The organism is Granulicella mallensis (assembly GCF_014203225.1).
Classification (GTDB): domain Bacteria; phylum Acidobacteriota; class Terriglobia; order Terriglobales; family Acidobacteriaceae; genus Granulicella; species Granulicella mallensis_A.
On the sequence record NZ_JACHIO010000024.1, the window covers coordinates 1 to 16,883 of the forward strand.

A 16,883-nucleotide genomic window follows, 5' to 3' on the forward strand; every position below is an offset into this window, starting at 1 on the left:
GGGTCTGCATGGCGTATCTTCCTCCGGATGGATTATCTGTGCCTCGAGCACGTACCAGGAAGGTACGCCGCTCTTCATACCATCTGAGCGAAGCACCTCGCGCTTTTGCGAGGTGCGCAGTCGAAGGACCCCGAAGGACTCGACCCTGCCCACAACGTCAGGACCTTTTCCAGCACGAACGTCCACGCCTCAGAACTTCATGGATGGAATTTCAGCCAAAACAGGCGACGACACCAAGCCCCAAAGGGGCGACCTCATACCAGCCCAGGGCGTAGCCCTGGGTAAGCCGCCCACAGAACACAGAGCGCTGTAGGCGCGACCTATCGATATCCCCACGATTCTATCGATCGCACCTTCAATACTCTCTTCTGAGAAGCCCCAGCCACTACCCCAGCCGCTTACGCGCCTCATACAACTTCGCATCGATCAAAAACCGGAACCAGAACGTCTGCAGCGTGTAGAAGATCAGGCCTTCCATGCCGTCCAGAAAACCGGCACGCACAATATATCGGTAAAAGAACAGGCAGATGGGCCGCACAAAATATGGCGCATTGTTGTAGAGCCCGCGCAGATAGCGCTTCTTCTCCAAAACACTTCCTGTTGCCTTGCCCTGAATCCGGCCTTCGCTCTCGCCGCGTAATTGTTCGCGCACCTCGGCGTCGGCCCAGCGATTATGCCGTGCTGTCCATTCGGTAAGAGGCATGCGCAGATCGTCGATCATCACGTTCCGCAGCTGCGCTGTAGCGCCTGTGCACAGAAAGTGCTGGTCGTACTCACGCATCTCGCAACGGCCTGCGCCGTTCCGGAACAGGCGCATATGCCAGGTAGGAGACATCCCCCCGTGCCGCAGAATGCGATTCATGAACTGCAGCAGCCGGGGAAGATAGAAGCCATTCAACTCGGTCTGCTCCGGCAACGCGGCGATCTCGTCGCGCAGCTCAGGCGTCAATCGTTCGTCGGCATCCAGGTGAAGCTGCCATGCATAACGAATAGGAGCATTGTCGATCGCCCAGTTACGCTGGTCCCCATAGTTTTTGAAGGGGTGATGCAGAACCCTGGCGCCTGCCCTTTCGGCCAGGGCCACAGTGTCGTCCGTACTGCCTGAATCGACGACGACCACATCGTCGCTCAATCCATCCAGGCTTGCCAGCGTCGCCGGCAATGAATCGGCGGAGTTGAAAGCCAGCAGGATGATCGAGGGCTTCAAGCGTTCAAGCTCCTGAACGCCCTAGCCACGCAGCTTGGCCAGCAGATCCGTCGGATGCACCGGCTTGGCGAGAATCTCGAACTCGTGTCCCTGCGAACGAGCACGCTCCAGCAGATCAGCCGTGGCGGCCTGCCCGGAGAAGAGCAGAATCTTGCACTTCGGCAGCTTCTCCCGCATCTGGATAGCGGCCTCGATACCGGTCATGCCGGTCATGATGACATCGCTGATCAGCATGTCGGGCTGAAACTCATCAATCGCTTCGACAGCTTTCTCGCCGCTGTATACGGCACGCGCTTCAAAACCTGATTGGTTGAGAATGATAGCCAGAGTATTGGCAATCACCTGCTCATCGTCGGCGACGAGAACACGCGGCTTAGAGGTGTTGGTAGTGTTTTCTGGCATGAAGAGATTTCCTGATCTTCCTTCTGTACAGCCTTGACCGACTCAACGCCGTTCGGAGAGCCTACGATACAACCCCATCATACGATGCCCTCTCCTTCGTGCAAACCCGGCCTTTTCCACTTCCACTCGAAAGCGACATCGAACAGCGTTAAGCACACCGGAGTGATACTCTTTCACCAGCAATGATCGACCTGCACCATCACCTCCTGCCGGGCCTCGACGACGGCTCACCTGACCTCGAGACTTCGGTTTCCATGGCTCGAATGGCCTCCGCAGACGGCATCACGCATATCGTGTGCACGCCTCACGCCAGCGGTCGCTACACCTTCAACCCGGAGATTGTCGCGGCCAGGCTCACCGAGCTGCGAGCTGCGGTTGCGGCCGAATCCATCGACATCATCCTCGGTGGCGGATGCGACTTCCACCTCAATTACGACAATATTCAGGATGCAATCGCTCACCCCACCCGGTATACGGTCAACGGCAAGAACTACCTGATGGTCGAACTTCCCGACTACGGCCTCTCGCCGAATCTGGGTGAGACCTTCTACGAGCTTCAACTCGCCGGTATCACCTCCGTGCTCACGCATCCGGAGCGCAACCCCACCCTTCAGAAAGACCCCAAACGTCTCGAAGAGTGGATGCGAAACGGCTTGCTCCTTCAGGTGACCACATCTTCCGTGATTGGAAAGATGGGGAAAGACGCCGAGCGCATGGCCCACAAGCTGCTCGCCGACCGCTGGGTCCACGTCCTGGCGACCGACGCCCACAACCTCACCTCTCGCCCCCCCCAGATGAGCCAGGCCCGCGAAGCCGTCGCCAAACGCTATGGAGCCGACTACGCCCAACTTCTCTGCGTCGATAACCCGCTGGCTATCTTCGAAGGCCATCATCTCTGCGATCAGGAAGAACCGCGGCACCTGTTCGACACCTTCGACACGATAGACACCGGACGCAAGAGCTGGTGGAAGCGGATGTTCGGACGATAGAAGTGACATGTAAGCGGCTTACTGCTTGTTACGACTCTTAGTACGTCTCATCCCGGCCCCTAAAGCATTTTCACTGTAGGTGTAGAGCGGTGCCTCGATCTTTATGGGTGTTTTCCCCCATGAAAACGTCGCTGTACGCCCGTTTCCGGATTCCCGGCAACAGGAAAATGCTCTAAAGCACCAGCGTTGGCGTTCCGCGCCTTATCGGTCTCCACCGCAACACTCCTATCCCCTGCGAGTTCGATGACGTTCCCTGGCGCTCCCCTTACAGGAGCAAACCATAAAGTTCAGCCTCTGGAAGATTGAGTCTACAAATTGCGAAGTGAATAAAACCACTCATGCCGGGTTAATACATCCAGGTGATTTATCTACCCGCACGAGGAGAAAATTTGAACCAGCAGAAGCCATCCCCAACCATCGACACCGTGAGTGCTTTCAATCCAGAGTTTAGAAATCATCCGGATCAAATCCTGGATCAAATTCGATCCGCATACCCGGTCCTGCACGATGAATCCGTAGATGCCATTATCCTCACTCGGGCAAAGGATGTCGCACAGGTACTCAACGATCGAAACATCGATTGCGACCCGCGCAAATCCAGTCCCGGATCGCGACTTCGGCAAGTCCACCGCGTGGATGAGAACTTCAGACCGTCACTGCTTAGAATGGACGATCCTGATCACAAGCGCGTCCGCGATCTCGTCTCCAAAGCCTTCAATCAGGCCTCGGTAGATGCCCTCCGTCCAAAGGTCGAGCAAATCGCCTCCGATCTGCTTGACTCTCTTCAGGGCCGTTCCTCTTTTGACCTGATAGAAACCTTCGCCGAACCCTTTCCCATGGCGGTCATTGCCGAGCTTCTTCAGGTCGATGCGGACAAACGCGAAGACTTCCTGCAATGGTCCAAAGCGATGAATCAACTCTTTAACCCCAGGCCCACCCCTGAGCAATTAGCCTCACTCAAATGGGGATCGGCAAGCTTCCACGCCTACCTGAAACAGATCGTCGACCAGCGTAGGGAGCATCGTGGCGCCGATCTGATCAGTTCCCTGATCACCGCGCACGAGGGAGAAAATACACTCACGGAATGGGAGATCATCAGCACCTGCGAACTCCTGCTCTTCGCGGGCAACGTCACCACAACGGATCTTATCGGGAACGGAATGTTCGCTCTGCTCCAGCATCCTGAGCAGATGGAAAAGCTTCGGGTAAATCCAGCTCTGCTGCCCGGAGCAATCGAAGAGATGCTGCGCTACGACTCCCCGGTAACCCACGTGGCTCGAGTCGCCAGAGATTCACCAGGCATCGACGGGTGCCCATTCCACGCTGGTCAGACAATTTATTCCTTAGTGAACGGTGCGAATCACGATCCGGCCTTGCACCTTGATGCGCATGCATTCGATATAGAACGCGAGAACAAGCGACACTATTCGTTCGGAGGCGGCGCGCACTTCTGCCTGGGAGCTCCCCTCGCTCGTGCCGAAGCACAAATCGCCTTTTCTCTTCTTCTAAAGCGTTTTCCCAACATCTCACTGAAGCCCGGGGCAGAGCCTGTACGCAAGATAACCCCGTCTTTCAGAGGATTGGAATCGCTCTGGTTGACAGTACCCTCGATCGAAGAAACCCGCAGCTAGAGCATTTTCCCTGTAGGTGTAGAGCGGTGCCTCGATTTTTATGGGTGTTTTCCCCAATGAAAACGCCGCTGCACGCCCGTTTCCGGATTCCCAGCAACAGGGAAAATGCTCTAAAACCAGTAAGGATCGGGCTTCAGTGCATGCATCGAATCACGCACACACTGAAGCCCGAGAGCTTCCTAGAGTCCCAGTCCGCCGTCCACGGCCAGTAGCTGCCCGGTGATGAAGCTTGGGCAGGTAGCAAAGAACAATACCGCTGCCGCAACGTCCTCGGGCTTCCCATTACGCTGCATCGGCGTCTTCGCCGCGAAGTGTTCATAGGCCGCATCGACCTTCTCCGAGGTCACGATCATCCCCGGAGCCACACAGTTCACGCTGATCTGCGGCGCCCACGCCTTGGCCATCGTGTGCGAGAGCATATGCAGCGCCGCCTTCGAGGTGCAGTAGTGCGCGTGCGTAGCCCAGGGATGAATTCCCCCCAGGGAGCCGATGTTGATGATCCGGCCCTGCACAGCCTTCAACGCCGCATGAGCCGACTTGGCAACCAGGAACGGTCCGCGAGTATTCGTCTCGAACATCGCGTCCCACTGCTCGACAGAGATCTCTTCGAGTGCCGCCGTCTCAAAAGCGCCCGCGTTATTCACCAGGAGATCGAGGCCGCCCAGGCGCTCGACAGTCTGGGCCACGGCGCTGACAACGCTCGCTTCTTCCCGAACGTCGCATGCAATGGCAAACGCTTCGACGCCAAGTTCGCGCAGGTCCGATACCGTCTGCTCGGCCTCTTCCGTCGAGCCGCGATAGGTAATGGCGACATTCGCGCCAGCCTTGGCCAGGGCCAGGGCCAGCGCTCGTCCGATTCGCCGTGCGCCGCCGGTTACGAGTGCCCGCTTGCCGGAAAGTGGCTTAGCTCCCTCCATCACTTCGGCGATTCCGTGGGAGGCGTCGTCGTGGCTGGAGGATTGGTTGCCGGCGGAGCCACTACATGCTCCTGGGTTCCAGCCGGCCGTTGCGCGAGCTTGCCATCGTTATCCACGTAATCCGATACCTGCGCGCGCGGCCGCTGCATCTTGATGAGGAGCTCTTTGTCCTCCGCCGTCGCATCGAACTCCTGCGCCTGGGTCGCAAAACCGTTCGCGATGACCTGCACCGTCACGTGGCTCCCTACCTCGATAAGATCCATCGTGGCACGGCCTTCAGAGTCGGTCTTGACCTCAAGATTGCCGTTGTCCTTGCCGTCCTTCGAGGAGCGGAAGATCACCGCTGCATTGATCATGGGCTTGCTGTTGAAGCCCTTTTCAACCGTCACAACAATGTGCGCGATCGGCGGTGGCGGTTTGTACTTGCGGCCGTGCTGGGAATCCTGTCCCTGGACAGCCGCCGGTAAAACCGTCAGCAATCCCACACCAACCATTATTTGAGCCCTGAGGCGAAGAGAAGCAAACATCATTGGGGCATTTTATCGCGAAGGCGAAGATTTGGCATATCGTCCCCTGCCGTCCCAGGGGTGTGTCATCAAATTGCACTTGGGATGAAGTTGGACTGTGTAAACAATTTGCGGCGGCACCGTTCTGCTACGGCACTGTTCTGCTGTGACACTGTTTCGTTAAGGGCATGGCTTCAGCCATGCCGAAAACATCGGGCCAAAGGCCCATACCTCGCTGCCGCAGGCCGGAGTGGAGGCGCAGCCGCAACGACTGAATTGCCTTCTTTGGTCGTGGCGAATATCAGTCCCCCTCGCTACGGATACATCCCTGTGAGCCTTGCACAGTCTTGGCGGTATAGAGGATCGCTCCGGCCGCGCCTTCACTCCAAGCCCTTCGACTACGCTCAGGGCAGAAAGGAACGCGGGCTGAACCATACTCCTACGGCATGGCTGAAGCTATGACCTTAACGAAACAGTGCCGCAGCAAGCTGCTTGCACAGTCCAACTTCATCACAGATGCAATGGGATGACAGGTCCCAGGCATTTAAAGAATATGCGCGCCTTCCACTCATATTTACCCTCCTGTAATTGACTATGCGGCACGATTGGCATACATTAGCACTCGGCAGTCGAGAGTGCCAAAAGACCATCGCAGGGTGGTCCAACTCTTTCGAAACAGCAATAAGGAGATTCAAGAATATGGCAGCTACTTCGTTTACGCCGTTGCATGACCGCATCCTGGTTCGTCGTCTGGAAGAGGGCGAGAGCATCCGCGGCGGCATCATCATCCCCGATTCGGCCAAGGAAAAGCCCCAGCAGGGCGAGGTTGTCTCGGTTGGCAAGGGCAAGTCCAACGATGAAGGCAAGGTCTTCCCGCTCGACGTCAAGGCTGGCGACACCATCCTCTTCGGTAAGTACTCCGGCACCGAGATCAAGCTCGATGGTGAAGAGTTCCTCATCATGCGCGAAGAAGAAGTCCTCGGCATCCTCAAGAAGTAAACGCTGCGCACGCCGCAAGGCGCTGCGATACATCCGGTTTCGTTAGGGCATGGCATCAGTCGTGCCGCAGACAGATTCAAAGATTCGGGGTTTTAGTCCCGGGGTCAATATCAACGCGGCCTCATCCGCCGCGAGGAGAAGAAACAAATGGCAAAGCAGATTCTGCATGGAGAAGATTCGCGTCAGGCGATCCTGCGTGGTGTTAACACGCTCGCCAACGCAGTGAAGGTGACGCTCGGTCCCAAGGGCCGCAACGTCGTCATCGAGAAGAAGTTCGGTTCCCCCACCATCACCAAGGACGGCGTCACCGTTGCCAAGGAGATCGAGCTGCCCGAGGGCCTCGAGAACATGGGCGCGCAGATGGTGAAGGAAGTCGCTTCGAAGACCTCCGACGTTGCCGGCGACGGCACCACCACCGCAACCGTTCTGGCCCAGGCCATCTACCGCGAGGGTGTCAAGACCGTTGCTGCTGGTGCAAACCCGATGGCGCTGAAGCGCGGCATCGACAAGGCTGTTGAGGCCATCATCGGCAAGCGCGACGAGCACGGCGTGGTCATCGGCGGCGCTCTCAGCGAGCTCTCCAAGCCCGTCTCCGGCGACATGATCGCCCAGGTCGGCACGATCTCGGCCAACTCGGACGAGCAGATCGGCACCATCATCGCCGCGGCGATGAAGAAGGTCGGCAAGGACGGCGTCATCACCGTCGAAGAGTCGCGCACGATGGAAACACAGCTCGACGTCGTCGAAGGCATGCAGTTCGATCGCGGCTACCTCTCGCCCTACTTCGTCACCGATGCAGAGCGCATGGAAGCAGCCCTCGAGAACCCCTACATCCTCATCTATGAGAAGAAGATCTCCACGATGAAGGACCTGCTCCCCCTGCTCGAACAGATCGCCCGCACCGCCAAGCCGCTGCTCATCATCGCAGAGGACGTGGACGGCGAGGCTCTCGCGACTCTCGTGGTCAACAAGCTGCGTGGCACGCTGAACGTCGCTGCCGTCAAGGCTCCCGGCTTCGGCGACCGCCGCAAGGCCATGCTCGAGGACATCGCTGTCCTGACGGGCGGCAAGGCGATCACTGAGGACCTCGGCATCAAGCTCGAGGGCGTCAAGATCGAAGACCTCGGCACCGCCAAGCGCATCACCATCGACAAGGACAACACCACCATCGTCGACGGCGGCGGTGAGGACTCCAAGATCGAAGGCCGCGTCAAGGAGATCCGCGCTCAGGTCGAGAAGACCACCTCCGACTACGACCGTGAGAAGCTCCAGGAGCGCCTCGCCAAGCTGGTTGGCGGCGTTGCGGTTATCAAGGTCGGTGCAGCTACCGAGACCGAGATGAAGGAGAAGAAGGCCCGTGTCGAAGACGCGATGCATGCAACCCGTGCAGCCGTCGAAGAAGGCATCGTCCCGGGCGGCGGCGTGGCTCTGGTACGTTGCGCCAAGGCTGTCGACGCTCTCATCGCGAAGCTCGAGGGTGACGAGAAGGTCGGCGCGCAGATCATTCGCCGCGCCATCGAAGAGCCGTTGCGCATGATCGTCCACAACGCGGGCGAAGAGGGTGCAGTCGTTATCGGCAAGATCCACGAATCGAAGGACCCGAACTTCGGCTACAACGCCGGAACCGGCGCCTACGAGGACCTGGTCAAGGCCGGCGTCATCGACCCGACCAAGGTCACGCGCACTGCCCTGCAGAACGCCGCGTCGATCTCAGGCCTGATGCTCACCACCGAAGCCATGATCGCTGAGATTCCCGAGAAGAAGGAAGCAGCGGGCGGCGGACACAATCACGGCGGCGGCGGCATGGACGGCATGTACTAAGCCTCCACCAATAAGCAGTAAACAGAAAGGCCCTGGAGAAATCCGGGGCCTTTGTCTGCCAACTCATTCAGCCCTCAATTTGTTTTACTCCACATCGAATCAAGAACTCCGCCGTTGTGTCGAAATCTGCCGGAGTCTGCGTCGAATCCGTGGCATTACCTTTTGGCACGTAGATTACAAGTCCTTGCCGTGCCCGAGTAAGAAGCACCCTATAAGCGTTCTTTCGATAGAGCCGTCGCGCTTCGTTTTTCATGACGGACCATGAGCTTCGCTCCTTGTGCGAAAACTGGCGAAGTAACCATTCGGATTGCCGCTCCGACCAAACCATATCACCACCCCAACAAAGCCCTACCCAATCAAGCTCCAGACCTTGAATTTCAAATTCAGTGGCGAAAACCTCGAGTTGCGAACTCGAGCGCACATCAGTAGAGGCTGCCAAATACCAATGTTCCCACTTATAGTTTGCGTGGAAACTCGAATCAGGTTCAAGTCCTTCAGCACGTAAACGTGCGGCCGATGATGATCCAACCAATCCATATCGGCTTCCACCAAAAGCCTGTTTTCGCAGCAGTTCTCGAGTTTGATTTAAATCTCGCGTCATAAAAAGTGGAAAAAAACGGCCGATATTGAGTGCGTACGCTGCGGTTGCATTTCCCTCCAAAACGAAATTCGCCCATGTCGCAAATCGCTCCGCCCGAAGGCTTCGAAGTGAAACATTTAGGTGTAATCGAGGATCTACATGGCAGTCTGCGCTTACGATTAAGTCACCCAACCTGCCTCCGGCAACCGCTTCCCCACCATCTAATCCAACAGGCGAGCTAAATACCTCCCAAGCCTTGTTCGAGTTTGCTAAGGATCTTCCCCACTCCGCCAACCCCGCTTCTCCACTGTTAATCTCTTGACCGCCCCCAACGAGCGCAATGATGACCGCCCAGTCTTCGTGCCGTTCCATGATGCGAAGCAGCATCTCTGGTTCGGAATAGTCTCGCTTAAACTTACGTAGATTTTGCGTCTTGTCCCACGCGCGCTGTGCTTCGTCGAAAATTACGACATGATTCGAAGGGACCTGTCCAGCTAGTTCATCGGTGTAGGTTCTTGCAAAGACATGGACATTCTCTATCAAAGTTTTAGCTTGTATTTTTGCATCTAAAGCACGATGTCCACGGCCCATCTGGAATCGTTTAAGTACCTCTTGCAGTACCAGAACCAGTGGCCCGTTGCCGGACATGAAGTGAATTGCATTCTCCCCAGACTTTTCGCTATAAGCAAGGTTGAGACCTACAAGAGTTTTCCCCGAACCTGGGACACCTGTAACAAAAAAAATAGCCCTACGCCGATTCTTTCGAGCTGAATCAACTGCTTGCAATAGATAAGACGTTAGGTCTTCGATATCGTGCTGCGCTGCTTCTGAGCGGGCAATCTCGCCGATTTTAAGTCCCATCTGCAAGGAACGTGCCGCGTCGATGATTGAAGGCACTGGTTGGTATGCAGCGATTTCCCAAGAACTACCGATAATTTGCGGCGCGTCTGATACGTCACGTGAAAGATACAGCAGACATTCACCAAGCTGTTCTCGCGAGAGCATTTGGACACGTGGAATCCAATATCGGGGAGTTTCCTCAAAAGCCAATTCCGCCTGTTCTTCTTGAGACCAAGGGACGCCATTTGCGCCTACAAGCAGTGAAATTATCTTTCGTCGGTGTGATGCCGCATGGAAATAATGGAGTAGGAGCGCATACTCTTCCACCTGAGATACATCTGTCGAGCTCAATGCACCGGTTTTGAATTCAAGGATGACGATCGTTGAGGCAATGAGTAACACCACATCGATTCGTTTTTCTTTGCGTGGGATCGCAAACTCAAGCAGCAGATTCCAGTTGCCTGCGGATTTATCTGACCGTACGACATCGCCCAAAGAGCTTTGAAGTGTCTCGTAGTCTCTGGACCAAGTGAGTATCTGTGCAGTACTCAAATCAGTAAACCCTTGATTTGCGTAACCAAGAGTGAGAAGGCCCAACATCTCACTCTCGCTAAGGGCTAGAAACATCGAAACGGTGGATCGATAGAAAGCTGGCATCAGGTAGCGACCAAGTTAGCACTATGAAAACCCAAAACGGACCCGCGAGGTCCGTTTTGAGTCAAAAGATTAAATTACCGCTCCGGCGAGATCTTTACCGGCGCGCCAGGCTCCAGAGGTGAATCATCCCCCGGAAGCGGAATCGTCTTCTTCCTCCGCTTTACCGGTGGCGCTGAGCTTGGCGGACGCTGCTTATTCCGGCCATTCCGCTTGCCATTAGGAGTCTCGATCACGGCGCGCATCCAGTACTCGCCGTTCGCATCGGCCTCGATGCCGTGAGTCTCGCGCTCGAAGCCTGGGAAGCGCTTGCCGAACTCCTCCATCGCCAGGATCAGGCGGATGACGGGGCTCTCCGGGCCTCCGAGCCGTTCGCCCGGCATACTCATCGGAATGCCCGGCGGGTACGGCACCAGCATCACGGCAGCGATGCGGCCTGCCATCTCCGAGAACTTGATCTTCTCCGTCTCGCCGCGCAGAAGCTTCTGGTACGTCTGCGCGGGCGTAAGGATGGGATCAAAGTCCTCGTCGCACGCCGCGTTCACCAGGCCTGAGAGATTGAGCTGCTGCATGACCAGGTGCATCTCATCGCTCAGCTCTTTCAGCGTCACGTTGCGATAGCGCGCCGGATACTTCAGCACCAGTTCAGGCAAGGCCTCTTCCAGCGGAGCTTCGCTGTCGTAGAGCCGCTTGAACTCGAAGAGGTTCTCGAGCAGCGCGCCCCACTTCCCTTTACTGGTGCCAACCGAGAACAGCACCAGCACGGTGTAGTCACCAGTGCGCGCGATCTCGACACGGCGACCGTCCAGGAACTCCGTGAGGATCGCCGCAGGGATGCCCCAATCGCTGACTACGCCCTGCGCGTTGACACCCGGCGTAAGGATCGTCACCTTCGACGGATCGAGCATGCAGTAGTCGTCCGCGATGTCCTCATCCTGATAGCCGTGCCAGTCTTCGCCGGGCTTCAGGGTCCAGCAGCTGGAACGATTCGTCAGCAAGCCATCGGCAGCTTCCTCGAACAGGTAGGTCTCGCCGTCGAGCGGATCGAAGACGTACTCCGGCTGATAGAGACGGAAGAACCAACCCTGCTCCGCCGCACGCAGACGGTGCGCTACCGACGACATGGCCTTGCGGAAGCTGATCGCATCCTGCAACGTCTCGCTCATCAGCGTGGGGCCCGCAGGCTCGTCCATCATGGCTGCTGCAACGTCGAGCGAAGCGATCAGAGGATAGAACGGCGAAGTCGTCCCATGCATCATGAACGACTCGTTGAACTGGTCGTAGTCCAGCGGCGCGCGCTGGCTGAGCTTGATGTGCACCATCGAAGCCATCGAGAACGCTGCCAGCATCTTGTGCGTGGACTGCACGGAAAAGATCGTCGGACGATCGGGAATCTCATCCGGAACGCCCATCGCGAAGCGTCCGCGATAGATCTCGTGAAACTTGGCGTAGGCGTACCATGCTTCGTCAAAGTGGATGCGCGGAACGCTCTTGGCCAGTTCTTCCACGACGCGGTTCACGTCATAGCAGAGGCCGTCGTAGGTCGAGTTCGTGACCACCGCATAGGTCGCCTTCTTCACAGGCGCACCGGCACAGAAGGGACTCTTGTCGATCAGCGCCTGGACGTTCTCCGGGCTGAAGCGCTTGATGGGAACGAGCCCGATCATGCCGTAGCCGTTGCGCGTGGGCTTGAAGTACACCGGCCGAGCACCGGTGATCGTAAGCGAGTGGCAGATCGACTTATGGCAGTTCGCGTCGGCGAGCACGATGTCGTCCTGCGCGATCACACCGTGACCCACAATCTGGTTGGAGGTCGACGAACCGCCCAGTACGAAGAACGTCCAGTCGGCGCCGAAGATGCGAGCGGCGTTGCGTTCGCTCTCTCCCGGAGGCCCGATATGATCCAGCCACGATCCCAGTGGCGAGGTCGAGATGCCGAGATCGGACCGCATGATGTTTTCGCCGAAGAACTTGTGGAACTCCATGCCGATCGGGTGCTTCAGGTAGGCGACGCCGCCCATATGCCCCGGAGCGTCCCACGAGTACGCGCCCTGATCGGTGTACTTCTTGAGTTCGCGGAAGTAAGGCGGCAACAACTGCTCGTGATAGCGCTCGACCGCGAAGTCCACGCGGTTGGCGATGAACGCAGGCGTATCGCCAAAGAGGTGGATGTACTCATGCACCTGCTTGACGACCTCCAGCGGCAGTTCGCTGACGAGCGTACGGTCCGCAATCAGAAAGATCGGGATTTTTTTATTGCGGCGGCGAACGGCGCGGAGGATCTTGAGCGCGGCGCGCTCGTCGAACTGGTTCTCCCCTTCGAGGTCCCAATCCAGCAGAATCGCACTGTGCGAGGGGTCTGAGGTGACCAGCGATAATCCATCTTCAGGCGTCGAAGTCCTGACGACTTCGTAACCTTCTTTTCCAATGGCTTCGACCAAACGCTCCATGGCACGATCCGAAACGGAATCCGTGCCACCCACCTCACTCGCAATCAACAATACCCAGCGGCCTTCGCTCATACACCTCTCACTTCTAGTTCAATGGTACAGCGCGAAGTTGAATGGAATATGTGTAAGACAAAGCGAATCACTTAATGCAAAAGCGCGGAGGTTTCGGGAAAGCTGCAATGGCATCCATTGCGACCTCCGCGAAACCTCCGCGCCTCTGCGTTAAAGCCTTTTGTCCGGCAGAAAACGGGTGTAACTCCCGGTTACTCCGCCACAACACCCGGATGGACACCGGCCGGCCCATGGACCTTGACACCAGGCTGGCTGGTTCTCACCTTGATACGGGTGAGCGTATCGCGTTTCGAGAGGGGTGCATTCGCCATGAAGTTGATGGTGTAGCTCTCGTTGATCGCCTTACGGAAGTCGTCGAGGAACGGCCCCAGGGAGACGGGATTGCCAAAACCCTGGTAGAAGGAACGGCCACCCGTAGCCTCGGCTACCTGGCTCAGATAGCTCTGACCGCTGAAGCTTCCCCGGCGGCCGCGCATACCGGCTTCGGTAAACGCAATCGAGTAGACGGCTACACCAGCACGCTGAGCGTCTTCCTGGGCAGTCTGGACGTAGGGGCTGTCCTGATTCAGGATTGAGGTGCTGCCGTTGTAGGGATCGACACCGTTGGTAATCATCATCACAAAGCGCGCGGCGGGCCTGTTCGACGGCCAGTGCTTGGAGATCTCCGACAGGCAGAAGTACGGGCTCGAATCGACACCCGGCGCGGAGATGGGCAGACGAAGCACGCTGGTGGCCGCTGCGTGGTCGGTCGTAAAGCCGGTGCCCTGCACAGTGCCATTTCGCATATAACCGACCATCACCTGTACACCAGGCGGCAGGTCATTAATGAACTTCTTCAGGTCCGGCAGTTGCAGGCCGAAGGAACCTCGTAGACCATCGTCGATCAGGATCGCCAACTGCGTGCCACCCGGATGAACGGGAGTCACACCGGTAAGAGGCGTCCCATGACCATTGATCTCCAGAGTCAACATGGCAGGGTCGAGCGGAACACCGTTCTTTGATTCGGCGTTGATGAGCGCGGAGGTGGGTAGCGGTCCTTCAGACGGCATCTCCTGAGCGAACATCGGAACCGCAACGAGGGCGGCTAAGGAAGAAACAAGCAGTGCACGGCGAAAAGTAATCATGTCTAACCCCTTCACTACTATAGACGCGTAAAAGAATCGCGAGATGTCAGTATTTTGTTTGAATAGCCACACCCTGCGAGTTCCCAATCTTCGAGTTCCTAGACTAGAGAACAACTAATTACCACCCAGCCGGATCTTCAGGCCCGACCGAAAGGTCAGCGGAAGCCCAGGGTAGCCGATCGGCCCGATGTGCTGGTTGTTCAACAGATTGTCGATCTGTGTGAAGAAAAGCAGGTGGTGCGGCATCGCGTAGGTCATTCCCAGGTCGAGCTTCACATAGCCGAAATCCAGGTCGTGGTTGGGCAGAAGAAGCGTGTTGCCACCGGTGGCGTCGGAATAACCCAGGTACGTGGAGTCGTCGCTTCGGCTGGCCAGCGCGCCTTTGAGAGCTACCGTGAACTTCCGTCGCATGTACTGCGCATCGAAGTACCCCGTGCTGGGCGCCCGCCGAAAGGGCCTTGCCCCAACCAGCGGACTCTCCGCCCCAATCGCGATTCCCGGCAGATTCGGGTTCTCTGTCGGGGTCCCTTCGGCGGCTGCCACCGCGTCGGAGGCGAATGACTGCAGCACCCGCGTGTCGAGATTCGTATAGCCGCCCCGTACCAGCACGCTCGGCTTCGGCTGCCACGCCAGTTCGATCTCTTCGCCCTGCGCGCGGTACGCCAACGAGTTCAGATACGCCTCATAGAGCCCGACACCTGGATTGATATTCAGGTTGAAGTACTGCGCCAGCGCCGCATTGCCGACGCCCTCAAGCTGCCGGTCGAAGACATTGTGAAAATAACCGGCCTTCAGCGTCAACTTCTCGCCGAGAATGTTCTGGTCGATCCCCACGTCATAGGTGCGGGAGCGCTGCGCCGACTGCGGCGTGACGTGATACAGCGCAATATCCGCCGTATCGCCGGCGTTCAGCAGTTGCGTATATAGACTCTGAAACTCGATCGCCAGCGTCGGCTCCTGCACGCCGGTCGCGAAATTGGCACGCAACCGTGTGCCGTGGAAGAGCTTACCCGACGGGCGTACCGGAACATAGGTCAGCCCCAACCGGGGCGTCCCTGCAATGCCATAAAGATGGTTCTTCTCTACCGCACCGCCAGCCGAGTAGAAAAGCCGGCTGAAGAACTCACCCTGGAACTGGAGGTTGTACTCGAAGTTGGTACGTTGCGTCTTCTCGTGCTCGAAGATATCGGCGTCGTTGAAGCTCCCGCGCTCGTTGTCGTAACGAAACCCGAACAGCCCGATGAAATGCCGCGAGAAGCTATAGTCGCTCTGGTAATAGAGCTGGTCGCGGTTGGAATCCTGATCGGTATTGTCGCCATACACTTCCGTCTGCCCTGTAGCCGTGTAGCCATTGGCTCCGCGAATCGTGACTACCGGACCGAAGTACTCGGTGTACTGATCGGGCTGCCCCTGTTCGAACGTGATGGGGGTTCCCTGCTGGCCGAACTGCTGTTGCTGCTCTCGCTTGCGGGCGATGCTGTAACGGAACAGATTGTGCCAGTTGCCCTTATAGCGGTTCTCGAGAGTCAGCCCCGAGTACAGATCCTGATCCCCTAGCTTGCTGTCGTCCGAGATCCCCCAGAAATCGTGCGGTCCGGGCACACCGGTCGCCGAGTCCGCGTTGCGAATCGTAAATCGCACCTGCGTATTGCCGTTGATGTCGTAACCAAGATTGAGCGCCGAAGTCACGGAGTGATACCGGTCGAGCTGCAGCGCATTCGACGTATCGAGTCGCGACACGGCGCCAAAGTAGTCGAACTTCTGCAGCGTTCCACTCAGCGTCGCCTCATTACGCCAGGTGTGCAGGTTGCCCGCGTCGCCGGAGTAGGTCAGCAGGGGGACCGCCGTCGTGCCGCGCGGTGTCTCGATTGAGATCACGCTCGATCCGGCGTCTGTTCCATACATCGCCGAATCCGGCCCCCGAAGCAGCTCCATGCGGCCCACCGCCGTCGAACTGACCGTGCCAAAGTCGAAGGTGCCCCCTACATCGTCGGCAGGGACTCCATCGATCATCACCAGGTTTGCGGTCGAGTTGCCGCCACGCAGAAATAACGAAGTCACCCCGCCTGTCTGGCCTGTCTGTACCAGAAAGGCTCCCGGTATCTGACGCATCTCATCGACCACACCAAGGCGTGTATCGAGCGTCTCTCCCTGGATGACACTAACCGGAGCTGTGAGCTGCGGCAGAGGCGTCGGAATGCCCGTCGCCGCCACGGAGACCTCCTGGCGCACCGTATTCGTCGCCATCACGACATCCTTCTCCAGAACATCCGTCGTTCCGCTATAGAAGTCTTCGCCGATGGAAGGGAAAAATCCCCTTATCGAGCCCAGCAGGATGAACCGGCCTGCACCCGCATAGCGAATCTCATAGGACCCATCTTCCTCCGAATACGCGATGGCCGACACCTTGCCCGACTCGATGAGCTGCACACGGGCTCCCGGCACGGGCCGGCCCAGAACATCGGTCACATGACCGCGCACGATGACGGCATGGGCCGCGGTTCCAAACGCAGCCAGCAGAAGGAGGGCAAAGACGGATCGGCGCCGGCGACCGGCGCGTAAAGACAACCTGGCCACGGGGCGGTCCAGTGAAGAAAGAGAAAGCATAAGTAGATTGACTCCGCCTGTCTCCCATGGAGAGCATGACGAGGAGATGCAGTACCGCAAAGGCAACATCTAACGAATGTTGGC

General features: G+C 57.7%; 13 protein-coding genes. 5 read left to right on the forward strand and 8 right to left on the reverse strand.

All coding sequences use genetic code 11. The features are described from left to right. Window positions 1–313 (forward strand): hypothetical protein (locus HDF15_RS25590; protein WP_221314562.1); only part of this gene is annotated, 313 nt, incomplete at its 5' end. A 72-nt stretch (window positions 314–385) separates the two neighbouring features. Here the strand turns inward: HDF15_RS25590 and HDF15_RS21615 are convergent. Together HDF15_RS21615 and HDF15_RS21620 are read right to left on the reverse strand one after the other, a co-directional pair. Then, complete coding sequence (locus HDF15_RS21615) at window positions 386–1,207, reverse strand: glycosyltransferase family 2 protein (protein ID WP_184259385.1); 822 nt, start codon at window positions 1,205–1,207, stop codon at window positions 386–388. Between the two features lie 21 nt (window positions 1,208–1,228). Beyond that, the gene (locus HDF15_RS21620; RefSeq protein ID WP_184259387.1) at window positions 1,229–1,609 is read right to left on the reverse strand and encodes a response regulator; all 381 of its coding nucleotides are present in this window, start codon (window positions 1,607–1,609) and stop codon (window positions 1,229–1,231) included. Between the two features lie 182 nt (window positions 1,610–1,791). On the opposite strand from HDF15_RS21620, the gene HDF15_RS21625 reads away from it, so the two are divergent. Continuing rightward, window positions 1,792–2,598: a tyrosine-protein phosphatase gene (locus tag HDF15_RS21625; protein ID WP_184259389.1), complete on the forward strand. Its 807-nt coding sequence runs from the start codon at window positions 1,792–1,794 to the stop codon at window positions 2,596–2,598. A 389-nt stretch (window positions 2,599–2,987) separates the two neighbouring features. Next, complete coding sequence (locus HDF15_RS21630; RefSeq protein WP_184259391.1) at window positions 2,988–4,229, forward strand: cytochrome P450; 1,242 nt, start codon at window positions 2,988–2,990, stop codon at window positions 4,227–4,229. Window positions 4,230–4,408: 179 nt separating this feature from the next. Here the strand turns inward: HDF15_RS21630 and HDF15_RS21635 are convergent, their stop codons facing one another. Both HDF15_RS21635 and HDF15_RS21640 read right to left on the reverse strand, forming a co-directional pair. Further along, window positions 4,409–5,146 carry an SDR family NAD(P)-dependent oxidoreductase gene (locus tag HDF15_RS21635; RefSeq protein WP_184259394.1) on the reverse strand — a complete coding sequence of 246 codons (738 nt, stop codon included), beginning with the start codon at window positions 5,144–5,146 and terminating at the stop codon, window positions 4,409–4,411. Further along, window positions 5,146–5,625 (reverse strand): hypothetical protein, encoded by a 480-nt coding sequence (locus HDF15_RS21640; protein WP_184259396.1) that lies wholly within the window; start codon window positions 5,623–5,625, stop codon window positions 5,146–5,148. Before HDF15_RS21640 ends, HDF15_RS21635 begins: the two co-directional genes overlap by 1 nt. A gap of 726 nt (window positions 5,626–6,351) precedes the next feature. Here HDF15_RS21640 and groES point away from each other — a divergent pair. Continuing rightward, a complete protein-coding gene (gene groES / locus HDF15_RS21645; RefSeq protein ID WP_014265081.1) occupies window positions 6,352–6,651 on the forward strand; it encodes a co-chaperone GroES in 300 nt (99 codons plus the stop codon). Between the two features lie 147 nt (window positions 6,652–6,798). Beyond that, a complete protein-coding gene (gene groL / locus HDF15_RS21650; protein WP_014265080.1) occupies window positions 6,799–8,472 on the forward strand; it encodes a chaperonin GroEL in 1,674 nt (557 codons plus the stop codon). 67 nt (window positions 8,473–8,539) lie between these two features. On the opposite strand, the gene HDF15_RS21655 is transcribed toward groL, so the two are convergent. From HDF15_RS21655 to HDF15_RS21670, 4 genes are all read right to left on the reverse strand, one after another. After that, entirely contained in the window at window positions 8,540–10,492 is a 1,953-nt protein-coding gene (locus HDF15_RS21655; RefSeq protein ID WP_184259398.1) for a DUF2075 domain-containing protein, read from the reverse strand. Window positions 10,493–10,623: 131 nt separating this feature from the next. Further along, window positions 10,624–13,068, reverse strand: coding sequence for an Orn/Lys/Arg decarboxylase N-terminal domain-containing protein (locus tag HDF15_RS21660; RefSeq protein WP_184259400.1), 2,445 nt, complete (start codon window positions 13,066–13,068; stop codon window positions 10,624–10,626). 191 nt (window positions 13,069–13,259) lie between these two features. Next, window positions 13,260–14,192 (reverse strand): hypothetical protein, encoded by a 933-nt coding sequence (locus tag HDF15_RS21665; RefSeq protein ID WP_260331252.1) that lies wholly within the window; start codon window positions 14,190–14,192, stop codon window positions 13,260–13,262. A gap of 114 nt (window positions 14,193–14,306) precedes the next feature. Further along, window positions 14,307–16,799, reverse strand: coding sequence for a TonB-dependent receptor plug domain-containing protein (locus tag HDF15_RS21670; RefSeq protein WP_184259401.1), 2,493 nt, complete (start codon window positions 16,797–16,799; stop codon window positions 14,307–14,309). Window positions 16,800–16,883 lie beyond the last annotated feature (84 nt).